Source organism: Thiomicrospira sp. R3, from assembly GCF_029581415.1.
In the GTDB taxonomy this organism is placed as follows: Bacteria; Pseudomonadota; Gammaproteobacteria; order Thiomicrospirales; family Thiomicrospiraceae; genus Thiomicrospira.
Genome location: NZ_CP121121.1, coordinates 1,050,463 through 1,074,436, shown reverse-complemented (window position 1 = coordinate 1,074,436; position 23,974 = coordinate 1,050,463). Strand labels below are relative to the sequence as shown.

Below are 23,974 nucleotides of genomic sequence, written 5' to 3'. Positions count from 1 at the left end.
GTTACAAAACGCTTAGTTAGCGCGTTGCTCTAGCATTTCTACCGCAGGTAGCTTTTTGCCTTCCAAGAACTCAAGGAATGCACCACCACCGGTTGAAATATACGAAACACGATCCTCAATACCATACTTATCTATCGCAGCTAGGGTATCTCCACCACCTGCAATTGAGAAAGCATTGGATTGTGCAATTGCATTAGCGATAGTTTGTGTACCCCCACCAAACTGATCAAACTCAAATACACCGACCGGACCATTCCAGACCACGGTACCGGCGTTTTTGATGATTTCTGCCAGTTCAGCCGCTGATTTAGGACCTATGTCAAAAATCATGTCGTCATCAGCCACTGCAGACACATCTTTAGTTTCAGCTAGCGCTGTTTCTGAGAACTCTTTGCCTGTCACAACATCTTGTGCGAGAGGAATCGAAGCACCACGAGCATTCATTATTTCATTTAACTTGTTTGCAGTTGAAACTAAATCATCTTCACAAAGTGACTTGCCTACATTATGACCCGCCGCTTTAATGAACGTATTAGCAATCCCACCGCCCACAACCAGCTGGTCTACTACCGTCGATAAAGACTCAAGCACCGTTAATTTGGTTGAAACTTTAGAACCGCCCACAATCGCCACTAAAGGGCGAGCCGGATTTTTTAATGCCTTCGTTAAGGCATCCAGTTCCTCAGTTAACAACAAACCCGCACAAGCAACCGGCGCGTAAACGCCTGCGCCATGGGTAGAGCCTTGAGCGCGGTGAGCCGTACCGAAAGCATCCATCACATATACGTCACAGAGTGCTGCATATTTTTTAGATAATTCTTCAGTATTTTTCTTTTCACCCACATTAAAACGTACGTTTTCAAGCAACACAAGTTCGCCGTCCGCCAGATCAAAACCGCCGTCTAGGTAATCTTTAATTAAACGTACTTCCTTGCCTAATTTATCAGACAAGTTGGAAGCTACCGGCGCCAATGAGTTTTCTTCGGAAAACACACCTTCTTCTGGGCGTCCAAGATGAGACATAACCATTACTTTTGCGCCAGCATTCATTGCCGCTTCAAATGTTTTCATCGATGCACGAATACGTGCATCAGAGGTTACCACGCCATTTTTTACCGGAACATTTAAGTCAGCACGAATTAATACGCGCTTGCCTTTTAAATCCAAATCAGCCATACGAATAAAAGACATATTCGGCTCCTTATTATTTGCTAACGTGTTCAACAACGCGCATCATGTTGCAAGTATAGCCATATTCATTGTCATACCAAGCTACAACTTTAACGAAAGTACCGTCTAGAGCAATACCTGCGCCCGCATCAAAAATAGACGGATGTGGATTGCCACGGAAGTCGGTAGAGACAACAGACTCATCGGTATAGCCTAGTACACCCTTCATTTCGCCTTCAGATGCCGCCTTCATTGCTTTGCAAATTTCATCGTAAGTCGCTGATTTTTCAAGCTCTACGGTTAGATCTACAACGGACACGTCAGAAGTAGGCACACGGAAGGCCATGCCCGTTAGCTTGCCATTTAATGAAGGTAATACCTTACCTACCGCTTTGGCAGCACCAGTTGAAGAAGGAATGATGTTTTCTAGAATACCACGACCACCGCGCCAATCTTTTGAAGATGGGCCATCAACGGTTTTTTGAGTAGCGGTTGCCGCGTGAACGGTGGTCATCAAACCACGCTTAATACCAAAGCTATCATTGAGTACTTTTGCCACAGGCGCTAGACCGTTGGTGGTACAAGACGCCGCTGAAACAATCGCTTGACCCGCATATTCGTTGTGGTTAACACCATAAACAAACATAGGCGTGTGATCTTTAGAGGGTGCAGACTGAACCACCTTTTTCGCGCCCGCTTTGATGTGTGCTTGGCAAGACTCTTCGGTTAGGAAAAAACCGGTACACTCGATAACCAAGTCAACGCCTGCTTCGTCCCATTTTAGGTTGGCAGGATCACGCTCAGCGGTTAAACGGATTTTCTTGCCGTTTACAACCATGTGGTTACCGTCTATCACAACATCACCAGGGAAGTTACCGTGAACTGAGTCATATTTCAACATATAGGCCAGGTAGTCCGGCTCTAACAGGTCGTTAATCGCAACCACTTCAATACCTGGGAAATCTTTTGCTGCCGCACGAAACGCCATACGGCCGATACGACCAAAACCATTGATACCAACTTTAATTGTCATAGCTTTCTCCTATTTGTGAAACTGAACGCAGTTTAAAACTCACGCTCAGTGTCATGCCCTTATTTCGGGCTATATTTAAAATTAAACGCAACTTATCTGATTAAGGCTTGTGCTTTTGAAACCACGTTTTCAACCGTGAAACCAAATTCCTTAAACAATTCGCCAGCGGGTGCTGATTCGCCGAAGGTGTCGATACCAACAACATCGCCTTCTAAACCAACGTATTTACGCCAGAAATCAGTTACCCCAGCTTCTACTGCAAGACGTTTTACGCCTGGCACCAATACCGAGTCTTTGTAAGCTTGGTCTTGGGTATCAAACATATCAGGGCATGGCATAGAAACTACACGTATATTTTTGCCTTGCTCGGTTAAATTAACTGCGGCTTTAACCGCCAACTCAACTTCTGAACCTGTAGCAATGATAATTAAATCTGGGCTTGCTGCAGCGTCAACTAATACATAGCCACCCTTCTCGATGTTTTTGACCTGCTCGGGTGTACGTGGCATAGGTGTTAAGTTTTGACGCGAGAAAACCAACGCTGTTGGCGCTTCAGAACGCATCATAGCCATTTTCCAAGAAACCGCTGATTCAATGGCATCGCAACCACGCCAAGTTTGGAAACGTGGGATCATGCGCATAGTAGCGATTTGCTCAACCGGTTGATGCGTAGGACCATCTTCACCTAGACCAATCGAATCATGGGTGTAAACATAGATAGTGCCAATTTTCATTAATGCCGACATACGAAGCGCGTTGCGCATGAATTCCATAAACATTAAGAAGGTTGCACCGTAAACCTTAAAGCCGCCATGAAGAACCATCCCGTTCATCATATGCGCCATACCAAACTCTCGCACACCCCAAGAAATGTAGTTACCGTTAGCATTGTTTTTATTTACTTTAACTGTACCAGACCAGTTGGTTAGGTTAGAGCCGGTTAAGTCTGCTGAACCACCAAACATTTCAGGTAATAATGGCCCCATCGCTTCGATAGTGTTTTGTGACGCTTTGCGAGATGCAATATTTGGCATATCGGCTTGCACCTTAGCAATAAACTTATCCATTTCCACTGCAAAGTTAGCCGGTAGCTCACCTGACATACGACGGTTGAATTCTGACGCTAGCTCTGGGAATTCTTTTTTATAGGCGGCGAACATGTCGTTCCACTCCGCTTCTTCAGATGCGCCTTTCGTCGTGTGATCCCACCCTTCATAAATATCTTGCGGAATGACAAATGGCGCATGATTCCAGCCCAAGTTCTCACGGGTTAGCGCGATTTCTTGATCGCCTAGTGGCGCGCCATGGCAGTCATGCGTACCACACAGGTTTGGCGAACCAAAACCGATGGTAGTGCGGGTACAAATTAGGGTTGGTTTGTCTTGAATCGATTTCGCTTCATGGATTGCTGCGTCAACCGCTTCGGCATTGTGGCCATCGACGCCACGAATAACATGCCAACCGTAGGATTCAAAACGTCCAGGGGCGTCTTGCTCCATCCAGTCGCCGATATGGCCGTCGATAGAAATATCGTTATCATCCCAAAACGCAACTAGCTTACCTAAACCTAATGCACCAGCCATCGCACAGGCCTCATGCGACAAGCCTTCCATTAAACAACCGTCACCCATAAATACATAAGTATGGTGATTAACCACAGGGAAGTTCGGACGGTTAAACTGTGCGCCTAATGTGCGCTCTGCAATGGCCATACCCACGGCATTGGTAACACCTTGACCCAAGGGGCCGGTGGTGGTTTCAATACCATCCGCATAACCGTACTCTGGATGTCCTGCCGTTTTTGAATGTAATTGACGGAACTGCTTAATGTCCTCGATGCTCAAATCAAAACCGGTTAAATGAAGTAATGAATAAATCAACATGGAGCCATGACCATTTGACAACACAAAACGGTCACGATCGGCCCAGTTTGAGTTTTTTGGGTTATATTTCATGTGACCGTTCCACAAGACTTCAGCAATGTCCGCCATACCCATAGGGGCACCGGGATGTCCTGATTTTGCTTTTTGCACTGCGTCCATGCTTAACGCACGAATGGCGTTAGCGAGTTCTCTACGAGTTGGCATATCAACTACCTCAATATTGAAAAAATTCGGGATTCTGAAAAGCGTGTCGAAATAAAAATGACTTTTTCAGAAATAACAGTCTACCATTGTCGCTCAAAATGAAGAAATCTTCAAGTGATGCAACAATTTTGCAAAAATTTAGCACACAGGCTAAACCTTTAGTTTTTGCTGACAAGACTTACAAAAACAGCATTAATGCTTGATTTTAACTTATCTAAATGACACCTTTTTTACGGCTCCCTCATACAAAGACAAAACAACCGGAATAAGCAAAAGAATTAGCAAGGATGCAAATAATAACCCAAATGCAATAGACACCGCCATGGGAATCAAAAACTGCGCCTGCAATGACGTTTCAAACAACAAAGGAGTCAAACCTGCAACCGTAGTCAAGGTCGTCACCAAGACAGCCCTTAAGCGCTGCACTGAGGCCTCTTCCAAAGCATCATTAATTGCCATTCCTTCCTCACGTAAGCGCTTATAAAAACTGACTAAAATAATGGAATTGTTAACCACAATGCCCGCTAATCCAAAAAAACCAAACATGGATAACAAGGTTAAGCCTATACCCATAAAATAATGGCCTAAAACAGCACCAATTAGCCCGAGTGGAATCGCCAACATTACAATCACAGGCCAAGTATAAGACTCAAACACCCAAGCTAAAATAAGATAAATCAACACCAAACCAATTAACAACCCCATCAACATATCACTCATGGTTTTTTGTTGATTGCGTGCTGTTCCTTCCAAGCTATAACTAACACCATATTTCGCCATAATTTCAGGCAACACATCCTGCTCTAATCCTGCGAGGATGCGATTCGCATTATTAACCGCACGATCCACATCACCCAACACCGTGACCGCTAATTGACCATTATAATGTCGCATAACATCAAAGCCTTGCTGGGTCTGCCAATCAACCAGGGTACTAAGCGGTACCTGCTGCCCAGCCGGACTGGTAAGCTGCATTTCATTCAAAATAGACAATTGAGCCTGACGATCGCGCGGCAACATCACCCGTACTTCAATCTCATCCTCACCCAATGTATAGATTTGTGCCAAACGCCCGGAAAATGCGGAGCTTAACTGTGAACCGATGGAGGCATAACTAAAGCCCAAGGCTTGTGCATAGGGCGTCATCTTAAAGATCAACTGTTCACGCCCAAAAGGTAAATCATCAGAAACACCACTCACTCCGGCGATATCATCCAGTGCTTGCTGAAGGTCTAATGACGCTTGTTTTAAAAGCGCAGGCGGTGCGCCACTAAACTGCACCTGAATATCACGCCCTGGAGGCCCGCCTGTTTGAGCCACGACATTAAAGTTCTCTAGGCCTGGTTGCGGTGTTACCCGTGCATTCCACTCACGCATAAACACCGCGTTACGTGTATGACGCCGTTCCGAATCAACCAGCTCCACATTAATCAAACCAAACACAGATCCAGAACCCCCAGAACCTTGGTTATAGGCCACGACCGCCGTATCAATAACTCCTGGTTCTAACGCAGCCTCAGTATCTCGCAATGCTTGATAGACATGATCAACAAAACGCGCAGTCACCGCTTGATCGGTACCCGCAACAAACTGAATAGATGCATTAATCCGATTCGACTCAGGTGCCGGAAAAAACGTGAAACTTAAACGCCCGCCCGCTAACAAACCCACCGTCAGTAAAATAAACCCAAAGGTCACGGCGAGTGCGGTTGCGCGATGGGCCAAAACCCAACGAATAACCCGACGATAATGATTTTGTCGAAAAGCCAAAAAAATCTTATCCCATTGACACCGCCAACAAGGCTCATCATCTCTGCGCTGGCCGAGTTTTCGGCCAAAGGCCAAACCAAAGCGTAAATGGCCGGGCAAAACTAAAAAACACTGTACCAGCGAAACCAAAATAACCGCGACAATCACCATCGGGATCGCAAACAAAATAGCACCAATTTCAGCGCCAATCATCATCAAAGGCAAAAAAGCGGCAATCGTGGTTAAGGAGGAAGCCATTACAGGGGTAAACATTCTGCGAGCCCCGCCCTCCGCCGCTTCCGCCGCCTCCTCACCCTGCTCATAATGGGTCAGCGCATCCTCACCCACCACTATCGCATCATCAACAATAATCCCCAAGGCCATAATCAAGCCAAATAGGCTGATCATATTGATGCTTCCTCCGCCCAAATAAAGCACCATTAGCGTTGCTAAAAACGAAACCGGAATACCCACAGCGACCCAAAGTGCAACCCGACCATTCAAAAACACATATAAAATCAGCAGCACTAAAATTAAACCGCCCATCCCGTTTTTCACCAACAGCATAATGCGATCTTTAACCAATGACCAGGTTTCATCATAGACCTTCAGCTCGATCCCTGCGGGTAGGCCGGGTTGGGTTTCCTCCAACCAGGCCTGCATGATTCGAGATGAGGTCAGGGTATTACCGGACTCAGCGCGCTGCAAAGCCATCTCAATGGCCGGGCGTCCATCTACTTTTAAATAGGCCGAGTCTCTTACCGGACGCAGACTGACATCTGCCAAGTCCGACAAGCTCACGCGCTCAGTAGCACCCACTTTAATCGGCAAATCAGCAAACCCCCGCTCATCACGCTGCTGTTCAATTGCGCGAATATCACGCGCACTGTCCCTATCGCCCATACGGCCCGCCGGCAAATCTCGGCTTAAATTAGCCACCTGGTTCGCCACCTGATCGAATCCCATTCCATGCTGCGCAATCTGTTTTAAATCTAACTCTATGGCCATCTCTTCGGCTGGACGACCACGAAAATCAACCTTATCGATACCACGATTTAACAAATCACGCTCAAAATCCCTGACCCATGTGCGTAACTGCTCCTCCTCACCCTCTTGCCCCAATACCAATACTTTAGCAACTGGTTCGTAACGTGTAATGCGCTCTACCGTTAAACTCTGAATATCCTGTGGCAAATTACGCAACTCCGCAACCCGCTGCCTGACTTGATCAATGGCCTCAATCATATTGGTGCCTTCGACAAACTTTAACGTCACCACCGAAACGCCCAAGGAGGACGTTGATGTCATTTCATCCAGGTTTTCAATATTGCGTAATACCCGCTCTACTGGGTCCGTGACACTGCTTTCAACATCTTGCGAATTCGCGCCCGGCCAAATAACCCTAACCTGCGCATAATCCAAATTAAAACTCGGAAAAAACTGCACATTCAATTTAAACAACGCCACAACACCCAACAAGATCATCAAAATCATAACCAAATTGGCCGCCACCTTGTGACGCGTAAACACACCAATCACACCCTGTGTTTTAAAACTCAATTCACTCATGGCTCGCTCCGACCTTGCTCAGGCACAACACAAGCAACCCGCAGCCCAGAAATGGCATTAGGTAATCGCGTTACGCTGAGCTGGTCGCCCGAACTCAAATCACCCTGAATTAAAGCCCACTTACGCCCTTGATGCTCCGTTTCGCCCAGCAACTCAATCGAACGTCTAACCAGCCTCTCATCCTCAACCAAATACACCTGCTTATTTGCATAAACCGCACTATAGGGCACCGCAAAGACCTGTTCGATACGTGGCAGCTGAAGCCTAACTGACCACAAATCACCAGGCCTGGCGGTTAACGCCTCATCAAGTGTAAAAAACGCATCAATACCTGAAGCAGCGGTTTCGCCAGCCAAGCGATGCAGTGGCAAGGCAAAAGACTCACCAAACTGATTGAGATACGCGAACACGGGCTGCTCCAAGACAAGAGCCTGTTCAATTTTTTCACGATAAATGACCGGAAGCTTGGCTCTTAATTCAAGACTTTTTAACGGGTACACCTCCAAAATTCGACTATTCGCAGCCAAGTTTTCACCCTTAGAGGCATGAACAGCCACAACACGTCCATCAAAAGGGGCAATTAAGCGTGCGCGCTGATTAGTTAACAGCGCACGGTCAAAGTTAACCTGAGCCCTGGCTAAACGTGCCTGTAACTGAGCTAACTTAGCCTGCTGCTGATCAACCACCAACTGACTATTAACGACCACTAACTCTTGGCGCAACAGCGCTTCACGCGCCTGATCAACATGGGATTCAGATGCCAAGCTACGCTGCTGTAACTCACGATTGCGATTAAACTCCGCTTGCCTCAACCCCAGCAAAGCCCTCTCCCTGTCAAGCCGATCACGCTCGGTCAATTGCAACTGTTTTTCAGCATGCAACAAGGCCTTAGATTCATCCAATTCTGCCTGTGCACTCGTCAAATAAAGCGCAATCTCATCGGCATTAAAGCCATATAAAACATCACCCTGCTTAAACGCCTGTCCCGCTTTTAAAGGCAGCTCTGACAACTCAGCTGCCAGGGGTGCTAGGTAGGCCACCCGCTGATGCGTTTCGACCGTACCATACAGCACCACCTCTGGAAACCAATCATCAGGGGTCAGGGTCATCACCTCTACTGACCAAGCTCGCTCATGAATTTCAACGGGAGGCGCTTGCGGCTTGGTTTTTTTTAAATACTGAAAGCCAGCTATCGCCAAAACGACAATGCTTAATGGCAGTAAAACTTTTAACATCAGGGGTCTTATCGACATAGCTAACCTGCAGACTCTTTTTTATATAAGTTTAAATTGCGTTTATTTTGACAGATTTTTATAAAACTATTAGGATTGAATAGGGTATTTAGCGCTTTAAAACCAATAGTAAACCCATTAAAGAGCATAGTGACATGAAAAAACTCAGCCTAGTTATCGCCTCGCTAGGCCTAGCCAGACGACAAAGCGACCGGTTATCAGGTCGGGCAAATTCGTGGGGCATTTAATTTTAAACGACCCACTCTAAAAAAAGCTAAAGAACAACAAGCATCAGCAAACAACCAGGCCTGGTTGTTTGCTGATTAGTCCTGCCCCCACTGATGATGTTGAGGATCTAAACGCAAACTAACGGGTTCTTGATGAACAATCACATCGGCTTGCGGAATCGCCTGCTTAATACGTTCCGTCACTTCTTCTGCGATTAAATGCGCCTTGACTAAAGGCATGCGATCATCCAACTCCAAATCAAACTGAATAAAAATATTAGGGCCAGAACGGTAGGTACGTAAATCATTAAAGCCTTCCACCCCGCGATGACTCCGAATAATGTCACCAACCTGCTCGCGCATGGCATCGGGTAACTCAATATCCAATAACTGATTGGCTGACTCTCTCGCCAACTTATACGCACTCCAAGCAATCACCAGTGCAATCACCATCCCTAAAGCAGGGTCAACCCAATCAAAGCCCCAGACCATCAACAACAAACCAACAATCACCACACCGTTGGCCGCTATATCCGAAATATAATGCAATGAATCTGACTTAATCGCCGTTGACTGAGTTCGGCGCACGACATAACGTTGAAACCCGACCAATATCAAAGTCAAGACCAAAGAAAACACCATGATAGCCACACCCAATGTAATCTGCTCTACCGGTCGAGGGTTAAACAAACGCTCTGTGGCATAAATAAACAAATAAAACGCCGAACCCGCGATAAAAATACTTTGCGCTAAGGCGGCAAGAGGCTCAGCCTTGCCATGACCAAAACGATGCTCATGATCAGCAGGAACCTGGGCATAACGCACTGCAATCAAAATCATTATCGAGGCCAATACATCAAGCATCGAATCGAGCAACGAAGCCAAAATACTCACCGAGTCGGTCAACCACCAGCCAACGAACTTAACCACAATCAAGGTCAAGGCCACGGCGACTGCCGCATAGGTTGCAACCCTTGTTAAACGTGCATTATCCATCACTATACTAGTCTGCTATCTTTGCCATAATTAACAACTGTGTTTTGAAGTTATCTAATCGAGCTAGACGCTGCTGCTCAATCGCCTGCGCCATCTTTTCACCTTTTAAGCCATCAGCGGCTAAAACCGAAGCATCAACCTTCTTGCAAGCCTCAAGTGCACCCAACCAAAAATCTTTTTGCGGATAAGACTGCTCCTCAAACCCTTTACGCCCTAAATGATCGGCTTCACAGGCAACAAGCAAAAGCTCAAACCTATCTGGCTGGCGAAATGCATCGCAGCCCTTCAAAACCTTCAACATATCGGCCAACGACATCGACAGGCCACCGCGATGAATCCAACCATGCCATTCTGTGACGCGTAACGCAAGCTGCAAGGTTGACTTTGGCACACGAAACAACTGTCCCCACTCCTCAACAATCGGCAGGCCTGCTTGTTCATGCCCAGGATGTTTCGGCCAAGATGCAGGATTGGTCATCCCCTTGCCCAAATCATGAACCAATGCTGCAAAACGGACATCTAACGAATCCGACAGCTTCGCCGCCGCATCCAATACCATTAAAGTATGCACGCCCGCATCGCCCTCAGGGTGATGCGTTTCCGATTGAGGCACCCTAAACAAACGGTCTAAAGCCGGGAACAGCACGGCTAAAGCTCCGATTTCTTTTAAACAGGCAAAAAACAAACCAGGCCGGCTTGTCATCAAGGCTTTAGTCACTTCTTGCCAAATTCGCTCGGCCACCAAAGCACCTAACTCGCCCTCGTTTACCATTTGACAAAGCAAATCATGAGTTTCTGGAGCAAGCTGGAAACCAAATTCAGCGAGCTGCGCTTTAAATCGCGCCACCCGCAAAACCCGCAAAGGGTCTTCTACAAAAGCAGGCGAAACGTGGCGCAATACGCGCTGCTCTAGGTCTCGCTGCCCACCATAAGGATCAATCAACTCGCCCTGATTGGTTAATGCCATCGCATTGATCGTTAAATCCCGACGCAACAAATCCTCTTCAAGCGTGACCACCGCAGAGGCATCAATTTCAAAACCATGATAACCATGGCCAGCCTTACGCTCTGTTCGCGCTAAGGCATATTCTTCTTGCGTCTCGGGGTGTAAAAAGACCGGGAAGTCGCTACCAACCTGCTTACAACCTAAATCAAGCAAATCCTGCGCATGAGCACCAACCACTACCCAATCTCTATCTTGAATAGGAATATTGAGTAATGCATCCCGAACTGCACCACCAACAAGATATACCTGCATAGTTATTTAAAGTCAGTCTGTTTACGACCTGCAAGCTGCCTAAAATAATCCAACCGTTGTTTGATCGGTTGATTGGCAACATAACTTGACAGGGCATACTCTAAACTCGCAGGTTCAAAACCGAAACAGTCAATAAAGTCCTGCTCACTCACCAAGTCAACAGCTAAAAGCTTTTGCTGATAAGCCGTCACCGTTTTAAAAGGCGCTAAAGGGCCGAGCAGTAGCATAAACTTGGCATTTAATTGGCACATGGGCACAATCAACGCTTTCTCAATGCCCATTAAGGTTTTCACCCATTCCGCTAAATCTTTAATCGTCATACGTTCACTACCCACGACCTCTAGTTTAGTGTTATGGTGGTGACGATTATTTACGCTTAAAACTAGACCTTTAGCAAAATCCTTAACCCAAAGCGGCTGCACTTGGGTTTGGGCATGCGCTATCATAGCGAAAGCCGAACGGGTTAGCTGCTTAGCATAGCGTGACGTCGAATGATCGTTTTCCCCAATTAACAACCCCGCACGGAATAGGGTCGTTGAGATGGAAGCCATATTATGGGTAATCGCATCGGCCTCACCCAACGCCTTAAGCCAAGCGTTAGTCGCTTGACTCGCATTCGCACCAATTTGTGAAAGCTGAAGAACACGCTTAACTTTAGTCTGCTCAGCAACTTGCTTAACTAACTGCGCCAAGCCAACGATTTGATCCTCATCAACTGATTCGGTAGGACAGGTTTGATCGGCAAACAAATTTATAACAACATCCACGCCCTTAAAACAGGCCTTAAAAAAAGATTCGCTATACCCGTCTTCAACCGCAAACAAGCTAACATTTGGCAATAAATTTAATTGGCGAAAACGCTCTGGACGGCGAACGACAACACTTACTGCATAGTTTTGCGAAGACAATTCACGAACCACCTGCTCACCAACAAACCCCGTACCACTTAACACGCAAACCCGCGATAGCTTCTGATCAAAAACTGATTTCATAGACATCATCTCTTCTTATTTTATTAAAGCATGTGCAAATGCTTGCAATTATTATGCATACTACCATTAGGGGTCAAGCAAGCAAAAGCGATAAGCTGATATTTTGCATTTAAATATTTGCTAAACTATCGGATTGAAACTTAATAAACGGATTTAAAAAACGTGGAAAAAATTACTGTTTGTGCTTATAAAAGCAACAAAAAAGAAGAACTCTATGTATTTGTTGACCAAACAAAAGGGCTCGACACCCTGCCAGCGGAGTTTCTAGTCATGTTTGGCGAAACCCAGTTCGTTACTGAATTCGAACTAACACCCACAAGACGACTTGGGCGTGAAGATCCTGCTAAAGTTTATGAAGCCATTAAATCAAAAGGCTACTTTGTCCAAATGCCACCGAATGAAATTGAAAAACTAAGCGACATGCCACCACCGCCAGAAAGATTAGACAACATCTATTAACAGTTAAAAAAACCAACTGAATACGTTATAATCAAACAAAATTAACGAGAAGTCTTAGACTTATGATTATACAAATAGCGAATATAAAAGGTGGGTGTGGTAAAAGCACGTTAACCACAAACCTTGCCGCCCTTCTAGTCAACCAAGGTAAGGATGTCATTATTGTTGACGCTGATCGACAAGCAACCTCCTCTAACTGGGCGCTGGACCGAAATGAAACAGACAAACCCAAGGTCAATCACGTTCAAGCTTTTGACAACATTCGAGAAACCTTACTCGACCTAGCTAAACGCTATGAGTATGTTCTAGTCGATGCCGGTGGCCGCGATTCACGAGAGCTACGAACCGGAATGACCGCCGCCAACCTGCTTATCATCCCGTTCAGACCATCGCAACCCGATTTAGACGTTTTGCCGAGCTTACAAGAAATTATTACACTTAGCAAAGACTACAACCCAAATTTAAAAGTGCGAGCAGTATTAACCCTTGCGCCCACAAACCCCTCGGTGAAAGAAGTTGAGGAAGCTAAAGACTACCTCAAAGATTACCAAGACATACATCTACTCAAAACGATTGTTCGTGATCGTAAAATCTATCGTGATGCCATCAGCCTTGGTTATGGCGTAGTAGAAATGAACAATGACAAAGCAATCGAAGAAATTCAACAATTATCGGAGGAAATCCATGGTAACTAGACGTAAACCAAGAGCCACAACGGCCGCTGCAAAAGCTGCAGCTCCCGCAACGCAAGCAGCAGCTGAGGTTAAAGAAACCGCAGCAGCACCAGAGCAACCAGCGCCAGCTAAAGCGCCTGAGCCAGCCACTAAGCCTGCACCTGCCAAAAAGCCAGAAACCCCAAAACCTGCAGAAAAACCAGTAGAAGAAAAACCGAAAATCATGCCTTCTCGCCGCGTTTGGCCTGACTAAGCTTTTCTGGCAACAATTAAAAAAACTAAATAAAAAAGCGCAATTAAGCGCTTTTTTATATTCTAGCGTCTGGCTAGTTACACATGTCTAAAATCTAAACACCTGTAAGATTCTGAATTGCACGTGTCGCCGCTTCAGCCGCGGTATTAATATCTGCTTCATTACCTGCGAGAATAAGACGTCCATACGCACCAACAGCCCGCGCCTCAATAAGGGTGATATTCGCTGCTTTTTCAGCCTCATTCGCTGCATAAACGATATAACCCGCTGGTTCAGTTTCCATAATATACATACTCTGACCAGGCAAAATCATCGACCCACGACGATTGTCACGGTTAATCAATACCGCATGATCAGGCATAATAGAACGAATAATCTCGTTCCACATAATATGACATTTTTGACGCGAATGCACTTCAGTGCCCAAAAAGCTTAAGACTTTTTCACCGGCTTCCAAAACATCACTCTGATCTCGATGGTGAATAACCATCGAGCCATAAGCACGTTCGACCACCTGCTGACCTAAATGAACATTTGAGCCTTTCAGTGCAATATCCGTCAACCGATGAACGGCCATTCCCGGTGCAACTTCCATCCATAAACAAGCATCACCAGGAACAGGCAGAAATCCCTGTGCAGCGGTTCCCATGTAAGAAGCTATTTGTGGCTGCAACGAGTTAATAGAAATATAGGTTCGCAGTTTAATCATAAAGTTTTAACCTTAGGCCAAATTTAGTCTATTTGTGCTAAGAGTGCACGCAATGCAACTGTGCGATTACTCAGCGACTGTTTTAACGCCGGCATAAGTTGCGCAACCGTTGCATTTTGTCGAAATAAATAAAACACCGAGTCATAACCATAACCCTGATCACCTCGCTGTTCATGAAATATATAACCCGGCCACTCTGCACTAACGCAAACAGGTAAAGGATCTAACGCATAGCGTACATAGGCCATAGTACAAACATATTTAGCATGACGATGACCTTCAGGCACATCGCGCATGACAGCCAATAGCTTTTCAACATTCTGTTGGTCTGTGGCATTATCACCGGCAAACCGCGCAGAATATAGCCCAGGTGCACCATGTAAAGCGTCTACAAACAATCCTGAGTCATCACCAATCGAAGGCAAACCTGTACGATGCGCAGCAAAACGCGCTTTCAATATTGCATTTTCCATACAACTCAAACCGGTTTCTTCAGCCTGCCCTTCAAAAAACTCAGACTGTAGATACACCTCATAGCCCTTCACAACCGACTGCATTTCAGCCAGCTTGCCAGGATTGAGCGATGCCAGAACCAATTTCTTGGAGGGTTTAACCAGGCCTGGTTGTCGTTTAACAGGCTTTTTTAACATAATTACTCAGGCATAACCGACGAGTGATGATGCGCAATTTTCCAATCACCATTGCGATGCTCATAAACAAATGTATAGCGTGCAGACACATCTTTAGTACCGCTACTATCGGTCAAACGGAATGAATAAATGCCTGCATCCGTCAACTTGTTACAGCCTTTTTTTACATTACGCTGAATAATTGTGCCGTATGGCTTTTTTTCTAGAAAATGTGAAAAATAATCTTCAATCTCGACAAGATTAGTACGCGCTAAATTTGAAACCGTCGGCAAAAGTACCGCGTCATCAGAATAAAGTTCAGCAACCGCTTTTGGGTTACCTGTTTGCAACGCATCATTCCATTTTTTAAACAATTCCGTTGCTAGCTTTTCATCTACCGGTGCACAAAAGTTTTTTTCTACCGCTGAAGGCGTATCAATAGGACGCATAGACACTCCGGTGATCGCTTCAGAAGGGTTACGTAAAGCACTATTTAAACTTACACGATTTTGTTTGCTATAGTCAATGCCGGGCGTACCGGTAATTTGGATTGGTTGAGATCTCATTCAGATTTTTCCTTATACGAAGTATTTGCTTATTTTAACCGTTCTATCCACGAACCGCTTGTAAATTATTCTCTTGGCTGCTGAAAATATTGCGCACCCTTCTCCTGTAACAAATCTAAAAAAGCACTTGCAATGATCGATAAAGACTTACCTGTTGGATAAACAATATTTAACTCTTTTTCAAGTGGAAAGCCTTCAACATCCAAAATAGATATCGGACCTTTGGCGCCATCTAAATAAACTGAGTGCATAGGCACCACTGCAATACCTAAATGGGCAAATACAGCTTGTTTTATGGTTTCCGTACTCTCGAGGGTCAAACGTACATTTAATTTTAATCCCGCTTGACTAAACTTATCCTCTACAGCTGAACGTGTGCCAGACCCGATTTCACGCATTAAAATAGGTTGCTTGGCGATCTCAGAAAGCGCAATATTTCGCTGTCCAACTAGAGGGTGATCTTGATGGGCTATCAGCACCAATGGGTTAGGTGTGAAAGGTATATCAACCACATCAAAACTACTTGGTGGCTTTTGGCCCATTATATAAAGATCATCAAGGTTTTTTTCAATCCGCTTCAAAAGCGTATCTCGATTGCAAACGGTAAACTCTAATTCAATCTCAGGGTAACTCTTAACAAACTCACCCAAAGCAAGTGGCAAAAAATATTTTGCGCTCGTTACCGCAGCAATTCTTAAACGCCCTTTGCGTTTACCCTTAAAGTCATTTAATTTGATTTCGAGATTAGATAAGTTGTCCAAAATTTCACGACAGGCTATCGCAACCTGTTCACCCACCTCAGTAAGATAAATATTTCGGCCAATTTGCTCATAAAGCGATACCCCCAACGACTCCTGAAAACTCTTGATTTGTGTTGAAACCGTTGGTTGCGTTAAATATAAAGCCTCGGCAGCTTTAGTAAAACTTTGATAACGTGCTACTGCCTCAAACACCTGAATTTGCCGAAGGGTTAGGTGACGCACCAAATAGTTAGAAATATTTTTTTCTTCTAACTTGGTTTGAGCAATAGCCAAAGGTATACCCTACTTAAATTTATAGCCTGAATGCAACTCAGCATTCACGCTAAAAACAAAATGGTGAAAACCTTTTTTTATATCATTATTTAACTCTTCCATTAAATCAGGCATCTGCTCTTCCGGTAACATCAACAAAAATAAGACGTTGCTATCCGCATCAAAATGACCCGATTGCAAACCTGAATCACCCTCGCCATTTACCGCAAAAAACGTAAAAGACTTAATGCCGAGCTTGCGAAATATTTTCTTCACTCTTGGCTCTAGCGTATTAGACGTGATGATTTGAATCATTTTTTGGTGACAATTCATATTGACTTCCTCTTAACCTATATACCAAATTGATAAGTTGTAAAATAAGGGAATTCCTACCAAAACGTTGAAAGGGAAGGTAACCCCCAATGACAAGGTAAGGTAATAAGATGGATTCGCTTCAGGCACCCCCATACGCATAGCAGGCGGTACAGCAATATAAGACGCACTTGCACCTAAAATAGCTACTAAAAATGTGCCACCTACACTAAAGCCGAGGAAACTTGCTGCAACCACCATTCCAATCGTTCCACCGATTAATGGCATAATGATACCAAAGGCGACTAGGGTAACACCCACCTCTTTAAACGCCTTCATACGTCTCGCTGCTTCCATTCCTAAATCCAGCAAGAACAAACATAATACACCCATAAAGATTCCATGAGAGAAAGGATAAACCTTTTCCATCGCTTCAGGGCTTGAAATCGCACCAATAAACATCGCGCCGATGAGTAGAACAACACTGCCATTGGTTAACGCCTCATGCAACAGCGACTTCCAAGGAGTTGAGACAGCTTCAGAGCCATCCAGCTGCTGCAATTGGCGACGTGCCAATGCGGCTAATAACAAACCAATGATAATGGCAGGAGTCTCCATCACCACCATCATAATAATAGGATAGGTTTCATACTCAATGCCGCTGACATCTAAAAACGCAATAGCAGTAAGAAATGTCCCTGCACTCACCGAACCATAATGGGCGGTAATCGCCGCCGCATTCATTCTGTCAATTTTATCGCGAAACCTTAGGATCATATAACCAATAACAGGGGTTAAGAATCCTAGCACTATAGCCCAAATGATAGATTTAATAGCCAAACCCAACTCAGCGTTAGCAAGCTCAGCACCCCCCTTAAGACCAATAGCTATCAAAAGATAAAGCGATAAGCCTTTTGACAAGCCATCAGGAAACTTTAAATCCGATTTTATAATCTTGGCAAACACACCCAAAGCAAAAAACAATATAGCCGGTATTAATATCGCATCTAAACCCATACTAACCTCCAAACAATAAGAAAACTCGGGAGTTTGTCCCCGTTGAACCATTACGCCAACTCAAAAGATTAACCTAATGCTCAAGCATGATATTTAAAAATACACATCAAGTAAAATTGGTATTTCTAACAGAACCCATTTACTCAAGCAAATAGGTTAATATAAACCATCTTCCTCATTGGACTTATTCAAATAGTTTCTAACCCTATCATTGGTTTCAATAATGTCAGGTTCTTTAAAAAATCACAAAATTAATAAGTGCATGAACAGCTAATGCAATCAGCAGTCCCTCAAAGAGCTCAAGCACAAACTTTGGAAGAAAATCAAGGTATTGAATATTAATGACGAAAAAGGTGATCACCAATGCAACCACTAAAACAGACAGCTTGGTATACGAACAGGCTAAACGATTAGTGGAACTCTTGTCCAGTCCACCCAGGTAAGCCATACCGCCGAAAAAGCTCGACCCCATACTACAAACCCAAATCGATAACAAGCTGTTATTACTATCGCACTTACGTTTTAAAGGAACTATTTTTTCAATGGCTGCATTACTCATTACCTGCGCAATAACATTGATAATAGCCAACATTAATGCAAAACCTATGGCATACAAGGGGGCGAGGGTTCAATAAAAAAGGCTGGTCAAGCCAGCCTTTTTTGCACTGATAAAAGCTATTTAAACTGCTGATAAATCACATCAATTTTAGCAGCCAAACCCCTTTCCGCATCAGATAAGTCTTCTCCAACCGCATGGATAACCAGACTAGCATAATCACGACCAAAACTCATATTAGGGTGTATATCTAAAGTCTCTGTCACATTAGCAACCTCATCTAGGAAGTCACGTAACGAACTGTAACCGTCAAATAAATACTTAACCTCAAGACTCGTTCCCGTCCGACTCTCCTTCCAGCTACCAATCATACAAGTCCTCTGGCCATAGGCTGAGGTGCATGCATTCTTGCCATATAATCAGCTGACCAATGGCGAATACGGTTTAATTGAGCCACTTCCTCTTCGTATAAGCGACCAAATAATTCAGCGTCAGCCACCATACTCAGATTCGAGCTGAGTGCGTAAGCTTGCTCATAAAGATTAATTAGCTGCAGTTCATTAAGCTCACAGATTGATAAGGCTTCTATAATATTAAATGCAGGCTTTGCTGGACTTAATATTGAACCCGAAGGTAAGGCACCATGATCAACCATGCGCTCAGTTAACTCTGAAGCATGACGAAACTCTTCATTTGCAAGCTGTACAAATTGTTCTGCAAAATCATTTTCAGTGCGCTTCTGACAAAGCGCAGCATGAGCAAGATATTGTTGAGCAGCACTAAACTCAAGACTCATCGCACGCCCGAGAAAGCCAAGTACCTGGGGGTTCATTGTCCCCATTGAACGCATCTCTGGTCTAGCGTACTGACCTACACCGGCCATTACACTAGCTCTAGCTTGTTTCTGATAAGTCATAATTACTCCTCAAACCTAGAAATAAATCTAGGTTCAATCACATTACAGACGGGTAGCTGGGCTAAGACCCGCAACTAATACCGGCTCAACTTCTTTGTGAGGGCGAGCAATAATATGAGCAGCAACTAGGCCGTCACCAACACGTTCACACGCATCTGCACCAGCACGAACAGCTGCGTTTACCGCACCCGTTTCACCGCGAACCATAATAGTGACATAACCACCACCAACGAATTCACGAGTAATTAAACGTACTTCTGCTGCTTTAGTCATCGCGTCAGCTGCTTCAATAGCAGGCACTAAACCACGCGTTTCGATCATACCTAACGCAATACCGTATTCTTGTCCCATTATAAAATCTCCATATTGATAATAAACGCTGTAATGTTTGAGTTCGTAACAGAGTTAAAATCAAAATTGCCTAAAATTAAGCTTGAACAAGGTTACCGTTAAGAACCGGTTCAACTTCTTTATGCGGACGAGCGATGATATGTGCTGCAACCAAACCGTCACCAACGCGCTCACACGCATCAGCACCAGCACGAACAGCTGCGTTTACCGCACCCGTTTCACCACGAACCATAACTGTTACATAACCCCCACCAACGAAGTCACGAGATACTAAACGTACTTCGGCCGCTTTAGTCATCGCATCAGCTGCTTCAATAGCTGGAACTAAACCACGCGTTTCGATCATACCTAAAGCAATACCATATTCAGTTGACATAATTTTCTCCAAAAGATTAATTTAACAAATTACATTAAAAAGTGAGTTCGTAACTGTTAAAAAAGTTAAATAACAATGTTATTTACGTCCTGCAAAGTGTGTTCAACAAAAATCAAACACGCCAAAAAAACTAAGCTAATCCATTACCCAGTTATCAATAATTCCGCTGATAGTAAGATCCGTTAAGGTTTTCTCATCACCGGAAGCTGTGCGAGCTGCAGAGTTAGCAATGGTAAAAACCCACTCGCCAACTTTACATCCGATAGGGTCAACAGCAGCTAAACGACTACCGGATACACTTCTTAAAACTTTAACAGGTAAATGTCCCAAATTATCTAAACGGCTAGTCAAAATAAGATTATGCGTTACCTGATGAATTTCCACTATTCAGCCTCCCAGTAATCAACAATACCAACAATAGTAAGGTCACTGGGATAAGCCTTAGTTCCGGTAGCATCTCTTGCTGCAGATGAACCAACACACAAAACCCAGTCACCCGGCTTACAACCTACGGCATCTACCGCCACCATAGGTGTACTACCTGGCTTATCTCTGACCACTAACAATGGCTTATGATCCATTGTGGGAATACGATTCGTTGAGACAATAGCTTTATCAACCAACATTATTTTCATATATAAACTATTTCCTTGGAAGCAACCAAACCTAACTAATAGTTATCTAGCTTTACTTGGTTATGTAATGACAGCATATAAACAAGCATCATTATTAACCTACCTTGATCATAGCCTAGATTTAAATCAACTTCTCTAAGTGCTTTCTGGGTATAACCCTGACTCATAACATACTGAGACTCACAAGGAGAGTTTTTAAGTAACATCGCTAGCCTTGCTAAATCAATTTTACCTTGACGCCCCTGCCTGCTAACAATCAAGCTGCTAAACATTGCGTTTTGTTCGACTTTAATATCTACACATAACTCATTTAAACTGCGACTTGAAGCCTGCTTATCAATGCGACTAAAACTATTAATCAACACTTGATTTCCAGCATGAGAAACCTGCAATCTAGAACTAAAACCTTTTACGATAACTGCACAACTATTAATTACAGTGTCCAATAAAGAACTAAAACAACCGCCATTAAAATTACACTCTGAATCATTTGTACTTACATGCCATACATGATCTGGGAAAGACTCAAAATCCGACTTCCACTCAGCAATAGAATAATTTTCTGTTGAAACCACTAGATTCGAAACAAAAAGCAACTTTAGATAAATAAAACTAAAATCTACCTTTCTTAACCATGAACCTTTAAGGTCAGAAGATTGAAGCAAAATCCCTGTTTCTCGATATACAAAAAATCGAGTGTTTTCAGCAAAAAACTCATCAAACTGGTTAGATTTAAGCGTTCTAACAATATGCCTAATACTAGCGTTTAACGTCTGTTTCTTTAGCGTAACAAATTTTAAGAATAACTTAGTGTTTATAAGATAACTACCCATCCAAACAAGATCATAATAATTTAATGTGCTTGCAAAACTGGATGAATAGTTTAGTTTTTCTTGTTTTTTCTGAAGCTTAGACCTAATAAATCTATTAGTAATTACTTTTCCCGAAGGACTTCTAAGCTTCATAAAAACCTACTTAACACGTTTCTTATTAAGCTCTAGCACCGCCTGACACGGTTACAGTGGAACCACTTTTGGTGTTTCCTGCAGAACCTGTAATCGGGCTGTCTGATACTTTTGGGTTCTCGTTTGGTCTAAAGCTGCTTGCCCCTGCATTCATTGCTGAACGATTTCCAGGAATCGAAACATTACGCTTTTTAGCCGAACGCCCTCCCGTTCCGCTGACTTTGGCATCTCTACCCCACGAATCGCCAGTAATGGAATGCCCACTATCTGAACCATCGCCAGTTATTCTAGAAACAACCTTATCTGCTTCACTTAATTCCTCAGAGCCAACAATAATATTCTCTGGCTGCTGAAGTGGAGGTACATAACCGTAATTATGCATAGGCATGCTTACAGCCATCATAGGCATAACTTGATTCATCATTGCTGGAAAATCTGAATCGCCCATATTGGCTGGCGCACTCACCTGACACAAAGCTGAAGCATGATCAGAACCTACATAAGCTGTACCGCTCACTGATTGACAAACACCCTTTTGTGCACCTGTCAACCCCATAGGGCCTGGTTGAGCGCCCGTCATCGGCCGTCCAACATTCATTTGAGTTGCTTTAGCTTGTGCATCAGGCTTAAGTACTGTTTTGCTAACAGCACAACCTTCCGTAGCATCAAAACTTAAATAAGACGAGCCTGTTACACTCTTACACAAACCTGCACTTGCCCCAGTAATCTTACCACCGAGACCTGCACGGTCGCCAGTAATCTTTTGACCGTTGAAAGTTTGCGATTCAATGCTTTTTTTGACTGCCGCAGTCAGTGAATCACCGCATCGTTCTTGACGAACTTGCTGGGATTGATACTCACTGCCAGTTAAACTTTGGCAAAAACCAGCATTTTCTCCTGTAACAGGCGAATTAAAATTTACGTTAGTACCTGACACATTATTGCCAGCGCTTGTAGAGCTTACATCACTCTTTAGGGGTGCTGACATAATTGAGCTGCGCATTTCACGAGTTTGCTTATTGGCAATAGGTGCATTGTTGAACACATATTGACTGCCTGTAATATGACGCTGCTCACCTGCTTCAGTACCCGTCATGTCTTCACGTTTTTGCATTGAAGGACCAGAAACCACTTGATTCCTTGCTGTACGTGACTGACTGACTTTTGATACACCCGCAGGCGCTCTTGTACCACAAAACTTTTCACCCTGATCAGCAGGCATATACTCAGTACCGGTTACATGACGACATTGACCAGGTTCAGTACCCGTCACTGACTCAGACAAGCCTACTTCAGTGCCACTTACTGTTCTACCCGAAATTGTTGATGTCATCGCTACCTTCCGTATAGATGGATCAGGTTTAAAACTGCATTTTGCCTGATATTCATCAGGACCTGTATATTCTGTTCCAGAAATTACACGACATGAACCGGCTTGCGAGCCAGTCATTTTATGCGTATTCGCTAAAACAGTACCACTTACTTCTTGTTCATGAGACGTCATCGCAAACCCAACCTTACTTGGTGAGTTGCTCTCGGACTTTTTTGACATACGACCTGACGGGCGCATAGAAGTAGTAGCTTTAACCTTACCCTGAGTAGCACGTTGCTCACGAATTTGACGAGCAATATCGCGACAGCTTGCATCTGGATCCATTGAGGTTGCAATACAGGTTAATGCACTGTTCTGACTCATCTTCGCTTGCAATTTCGCCTTACCTTCACAAGCCGCTTTTCTGTATGAACGCGCAATTAATCGCCCTTTAGGTTGATTGGTTGCGCTAGACTTTACAGGATTAACTTTTGCACGGTTTGTATTCGCACTCATAGGCGGTACAAAACCACGCTCAACGTTAGCGACTGCTTGAGCCGACGACGCCTCAATAACTGGCTCAATCGGCTTTCTAGGCTGACGAGTCGGCTTGGTAGTGTTACTTGAATTACCTTTTACCTGTTGTTTTCGACGCTCAATTGATGCCTTTCTTCCGGCTGACAAGATAGCCTGCTGAGGATTAACATCAAATGATCTTGCGGGACTAGACGGAGCAAACGTTGGCTCACTCCGCGCAGGCGCCGAACTCTTTACAGGTGCAGAGGTACTCTGAGCAAGGGCAGCATAATCAATCTTTGCGCCTTTGCCCTTTGTTAATGCTTGTCTTCTCGCGCGAGATAACGCGCGACCGGACAAGGCTTGAGTATTATCACTCATGCATAGCCTCCTAAGAGTTGG

General features: G+C 44.3%; 26 protein-coding genes. 3 read left to right on the top strand and 23 right to left on the bottom strand.

Annotation, left to right across the window (positions count from 1 at the left end; all coding sequences use genetic code 11):
- Positions 1 to 12: 12 nt before the first annotated feature.
- The 8 genes from P8S55_RS05425 to P8S55_RS05390 all read right to left on the bottom strand — a co-directional run bounded on the left by P8S55_RS05425 (position 13) and on the right by P8S55_RS05390 (position 12,313).
- A complete protein-coding gene (locus P8S55_RS05425) occupies positions 13 to 1,191 on the bottom strand; it encodes a phosphoglycerate kinase (RefSeq protein WP_289225262.1) in 1,179 nt (392 codons plus the stop codon).
- Positions 1,192 to 1,204: 13 nt separating this feature from the next.
- The gene (gap, locus tag P8S55_RS05420; protein WP_289225261.1) at positions 1,205 to 2,203 is read right to left on the bottom strand and encodes a type I glyceraldehyde-3-phosphate dehydrogenase; all 999 of its coding nucleotides are present in this window, start codon (positions 2,201 to 2,203) and stop codon (positions 1,205 to 1,207) included.
- A gap of 92 nt (positions 2,204 to 2,295) precedes the next feature.
- Positions 2,296 to 4,290, bottom strand: coding sequence for a transketolase (tkt, locus tag P8S55_RS05415; RefSeq protein ID WP_289225260.1), 1,995 nt, complete (start codon positions 4,288 to 4,290; stop codon positions 2,296 to 2,298).
- A 210-nt stretch (positions 4,291 to 4,500) separates the two neighbouring features.
- Entirely contained in the window at positions 4,501 to 7,608 is a 3,108-nt protein-coding gene (locus tag P8S55_RS05410) for an efflux RND transporter permease subunit (RefSeq protein WP_289225259.1), read from the bottom strand.
- Entirely contained in the window at positions 7,605 to 8,843 is a 1,239-nt protein-coding gene (locus P8S55_RS05405) for an efflux RND transporter periplasmic adaptor subunit (RefSeq protein ID WP_289225258.1), read from the bottom strand. The genes P8S55_RS05410 and P8S55_RS05405 overlap by 4 nt, the downstream gene beginning before the upstream one ends.
- 320 nt (positions 8,844 to 9,163) lie before the next feature.
- Complete coding sequence (locus P8S55_RS05400; RefSeq protein WP_289225311.1) at positions 9,164 to 10,063, bottom strand: cation diffusion facilitator family transporter; 900 nt, start codon at positions 10,061 to 10,063, stop codon at positions 9,164 to 9,166.
- 7 nt (positions 10,064 to 10,070) lie between these two features.
- Positions 10,071 to 11,321, bottom strand: a complete 1,251-nt coding sequence (locus P8S55_RS05395; RefSeq protein ID WP_289225257.1) for a multifunctional CCA addition/repair protein — start codon at positions 11,319 to 11,321, stop codon at positions 10,071 to 10,073.
- A 2-nt stretch (positions 11,322 to 11,323) separates the two neighbouring features.
- The gene (locus P8S55_RS05390) at positions 11,324 to 12,313 is read right to left on the bottom strand and encodes an NAD(P)H-binding protein (protein WP_289225256.1); all 990 of its coding nucleotides are present in this window, start codon (positions 12,311 to 12,313) and stop codon (positions 11,324 to 11,326) included.
- 162 nt (positions 12,314 to 12,475) lie between these two features.
- Between P8S55_RS05390 and P8S55_RS05385 the strand changes: the two genes are divergently transcribed.
- The 3 genes from P8S55_RS05385 (at position 12,476) to P8S55_RS05375 (ending at position 13,699) form a co-directional block, all read left to right on the top strand.
- Complete coding sequence (locus P8S55_RS05385) at positions 12,476 to 12,772, top strand: YcgL domain-containing protein (RefSeq protein ID WP_289225255.1); 297 nt, start codon at positions 12,476 to 12,478, stop codon at positions 12,770 to 12,772.
- Between the two features lie 62 nt (positions 12,773 to 12,834).
- Positions 12,835 to 13,467 carry an AAA family ATPase gene (locus P8S55_RS05380; RefSeq protein ID WP_289225254.1) on the top strand — a complete coding sequence of 211 codons (633 nt, stop codon included), beginning with the start codon at positions 12,835 to 12,837 and terminating at the stop codon, positions 13,465 to 13,467.
- A complete protein-coding gene (locus P8S55_RS05375) occupies positions 13,457 to 13,699 on the top strand; it encodes a hypothetical protein (RefSeq protein WP_289225253.1) in 243 nt (80 codons plus the stop codon). The genes P8S55_RS05380 and P8S55_RS05375 overlap by 11 nt, the downstream gene beginning before the upstream one ends.
- Before the next feature lie 94 nt (positions 13,700 to 13,793).
- Here P8S55_RS05375 and P8S55_RS05370 read toward each other — a convergent pair whose 3' ends face one another.
- The 15 genes from P8S55_RS05370 to P8S55_RS05300 form a co-directional block, all read right to left on the bottom strand.
- A complete protein-coding gene (locus P8S55_RS05370; RefSeq protein ID WP_289225252.1) occupies positions 13,794 to 14,408 on the bottom strand; it encodes a BMC domain-containing protein in 615 nt (204 codons plus the stop codon).
- Positions 14,409 to 14,431: 23 nt separating this feature from the next.
- A complete protein-coding gene (gene rdgB, locus P8S55_RS05365) occupies positions 14,432 to 15,058 on the bottom strand; it encodes an RdgB/HAM1 family non-canonical purine NTP pyrophosphatase (RefSeq protein ID WP_289225251.1) in 627 nt (208 codons plus the stop codon).
- A 2-nt stretch (positions 15,059 to 15,060) separates the two neighbouring features.
- Positions 15,061 to 15,603 (bottom strand): SgcJ/EcaC family oxidoreductase, encoded by a 543-nt coding sequence (locus P8S55_RS05360; protein ID WP_289225250.1) that lies wholly within the window; start codon positions 15,601 to 15,603, stop codon positions 15,061 to 15,063.
- A gap of 65 nt (positions 15,604 to 15,668) precedes the next feature.
- Entirely contained in the window at positions 15,669 to 16,637 is a 969-nt protein-coding gene (locus P8S55_RS05355; RefSeq protein WP_289225249.1) for a LysR family transcriptional regulator, read from the bottom strand.
- 9 nt (positions 16,638 to 16,646) lie between these two features.
- Entirely contained in the window at positions 16,647 to 16,949 is a 303-nt protein-coding gene (locus tag P8S55_RS05350) for a P-II family nitrogen regulator (protein ID WP_289225248.1), read from the bottom strand.
- Positions 16,950 to 16,961: 12 nt separating this feature from the next.
- The gene (locus P8S55_RS05345; RefSeq protein ID WP_289225247.1) at positions 16,962 to 17,945 is read right to left on the bottom strand and encodes a sodium-dependent bicarbonate transport family permease; all 984 of its coding nucleotides are present in this window, start codon (positions 17,943 to 17,945) and stop codon (positions 16,962 to 16,964) included.
- 235 nt (positions 17,946 to 18,180) lie between these two features.
- Positions 18,181 to 18,537 (bottom strand): SulP family inorganic anion transporter, encoded by a 357-nt coding sequence (locus P8S55_RS05340; RefSeq protein ID WP_289225246.1) that lies wholly within the window; start codon positions 18,535 to 18,537, stop codon positions 18,181 to 18,183.
- Between the two features lie 83 nt (positions 18,538 to 18,620).
- Positions 18,621 to 18,872 (bottom strand): hypothetical protein, encoded by a 252-nt coding sequence (locus tag P8S55_RS05335; RefSeq protein WP_289225245.1) that lies wholly within the window; start codon positions 18,870 to 18,872, stop codon positions 18,621 to 18,623.
- Complete coding sequence (locus tag P8S55_RS05330) at positions 18,869 to 19,417, bottom strand: ferritin-like domain-containing protein (RefSeq protein WP_289225244.1); 549 nt, start codon at positions 19,415 to 19,417, stop codon at positions 18,869 to 18,871. Before P8S55_RS05330 ends, P8S55_RS05335 begins: the two co-directional genes overlap by 4 nt.
- Before the next feature lie 42 nt (positions 19,418 to 19,459).
- Positions 19,460 to 19,768, bottom strand: a complete 309-nt coding sequence (gene csoS1, locus P8S55_RS05325) for an alpha-carboxysome major shell protein CsoS1 (protein ID WP_289225243.1) — start codon at positions 19,766 to 19,768, stop codon at positions 19,460 to 19,462.
- Between the two features lie 76 nt (positions 19,769 to 19,844).
- The gene (gene csoS1, locus P8S55_RS05320) at positions 19,845 to 20,144 is read right to left on the bottom strand and encodes an alpha-carboxysome major shell protein CsoS1 (protein WP_044406655.1); all 300 of its coding nucleotides are present in this window, start codon (positions 20,142 to 20,144) and stop codon (positions 19,845 to 19,847) included.
- Positions 20,145 to 20,279: 135 nt separating this feature from the next.
- Positions 20,280 to 20,528 (bottom strand): carboxysome peptide B, encoded by a 249-nt coding sequence (locus P8S55_RS05315; RefSeq protein ID WP_289225242.1) that lies wholly within the window; start codon positions 20,526 to 20,528, stop codon positions 20,280 to 20,282.
- The gene (gene csoS4 / locus P8S55_RS05310; protein ID WP_289225241.1) at positions 20,528 to 20,779 is read right to left on the bottom strand and encodes an alpha-carboxysome shell vertex protein CsoS4; all 252 of its coding nucleotides are present in this window, start codon (positions 20,777 to 20,779) and stop codon (positions 20,528 to 20,530) included. The genes P8S55_RS05315 and csoS4 overlap by 1 nt, the downstream gene beginning before the upstream one ends.
- 35 nt (positions 20,780 to 20,814) lie before the next feature.
- Positions 20,815 to 21,744, bottom strand: coding sequence for a hypothetical protein (locus tag P8S55_RS05305; RefSeq protein ID WP_289225240.1), 930 nt, complete (start codon positions 21,742 to 21,744; stop codon positions 20,815 to 20,817).
- Positions 21,745 to 21,769: 25 nt separating this feature from the next.
- Positions 21,770 to 23,953, bottom strand: a complete 2,184-nt coding sequence (locus tag P8S55_RS05300; RefSeq protein WP_289225239.1) for an alpha-carboxysome scaffolding protein CsoS2 — start codon at positions 23,951 to 23,953, stop codon at positions 21,770 to 21,772.
- Positions 23,954 to 23,974: the final 21 nt, after the last annotated feature.

Excerpts from the sequence above, each read along its gene's own strand:
- P8S55_RS05425 (WP_289225262.1), bottom strand. The coding sequence starts at position 1,191 with ATGTCTTTTATTCGTATGGCTGATTTGGATTTAAAAGGCAAGCGCGTA.
- gap (WP_289225261.1), bottom strand. The coding sequence starts at position 2,203 with ATGACAATTAAAGTTGGTATCAATGGTTTTGGTCGTATCGGCCGTATG.
- tkt (WP_289225260.1), bottom strand. The coding sequence starts at position 4,290 with ATGCCAACTCGTAGAGAACTCGCTAACGCCATTCGTGCGTTAAGCATG.
- P8S55_RS05410 (WP_289225259.1), bottom strand. The coding sequence starts at position 7,608 with ATGAGTGAATTGAGTTTTAAAACACAGGGTGTGATTGGTGTGTTTACG.
- P8S55_RS05405 (WP_289225258.1), bottom strand. The coding sequence starts at position 8,843 with ATGTTAAAAGTTTTACTGCCATTAAGCATTGTCGTTTTGGCGATAGCT.
- P8S55_RS05400 (WP_289225311.1), bottom strand. The coding sequence starts at position 10,063 with ATGGATAATGCACGTTTAACAAGGGTTGCAACCTATGCGGCAGTCGCC.
- P8S55_RS05395 (WP_289225257.1), bottom strand. The coding sequence starts at position 11,321 with ATGCAGGTATATCTTGTTGGTGGTGCAGTTCGGGATGCATTACTCAAT.
- P8S55_RS05390 (WP_289225256.1), bottom strand. The coding sequence starts at position 12,313 with ATGAAATCAGTTTTTGATCAGAAGCTATCGCGGGTTTGCGTGTTAAGT.
- P8S55_RS05380 (WP_289225254.1), top strand. The coding sequence starts at position 12,835 with ATGATTATACAAATAGCGAATATAAAAGGTGGGTGTGGTAAAAGCACG.
- P8S55_RS05375 (WP_289225253.1), top strand. The coding sequence starts at position 13,457 with ATGGTAACTAGACGTAAACCAAGAGCCACAACGGCCGCTGCAAAAGCT.
- P8S55_RS05370 (WP_289225252.1), bottom strand. The coding sequence starts at position 14,408 with ATGATTAAACTGCGAACCTATATTTCTATTAACTCGTTGCAGCCACAA.
- rdgB (WP_289225251.1), bottom strand. The coding sequence starts at position 15,058 with ATGTTAAAAAAGCCTGTTAAACGACAACCAGGCCTGGTTAAACCCTCC.
- P8S55_RS05360 (WP_289225250.1), bottom strand. The coding sequence starts at position 15,603 with ATGAGATCTCAACCAATCCAAATTACCGGTACGCCCGGCATTGACTAT.
- P8S55_RS05350 (WP_289225248.1), bottom strand. The coding sequence starts at position 16,949 with ATGAATTGTCACCAAAAAATGATTCAAATCATCACGTCTAATACGCTA.
- P8S55_RS05345 (WP_289225247.1), bottom strand. The coding sequence starts at position 17,945 with ATGGGTTTAGATGCGATATTAATACCGGCTATATTGTTTTTTGCTTTG.
- P8S55_RS05340 (WP_289225246.1), bottom strand. The coding sequence starts at position 18,537 with ATGTTGGCTATTATCAATGTTATTGCGCAGGTAATGAGTAATGCAGCC.
- P8S55_RS05335 (WP_289225245.1), bottom strand. The coding sequence starts at position 18,872 with ATGATTGGTAGCTGGAAGGAGAGTCGGACGGGAACGAGTCTTGAGGTT.
- P8S55_RS05330 (WP_289225244.1), bottom strand. The coding sequence starts at position 19,417 with ATGACTTATCAGAAACAAGCTAGAGCTAGTGTAATGGCCGGTGTAGGT.
- csoS1 (WP_289225243.1), bottom strand. The coding sequence starts at position 19,768 with ATGGGACAAGAATACGGTATTGCGTTAGGTATGATCGAAACGCGTGGT.
- csoS1 (WP_044406655.1), bottom strand. The coding sequence starts at position 20,144 with ATGTCAACTGAATATGGTATTGCTTTAGGTATGATCGAAACGCGTGGT.
- csoS4 (WP_289225241.1), bottom strand. The coding sequence starts at position 20,779 with ATGAAAATAATGTTGGTTGATAAAGCTATTGTCTCAACGAATCGTATT.
- P8S55_RS05305 (WP_289225240.1), bottom strand. The coding sequence starts at position 21,744 with ATGAAGCTTAGAAGTCCTTCGGGAAAAGTAATTACTAATAGATTTATT.
- P8S55_RS05300 (WP_289225239.1), bottom strand. The coding sequence starts at position 23,953 with ATGAGTGATAATACTCAAGCCTTGTCCGGTCGCGCGTTATCTCGCGCG.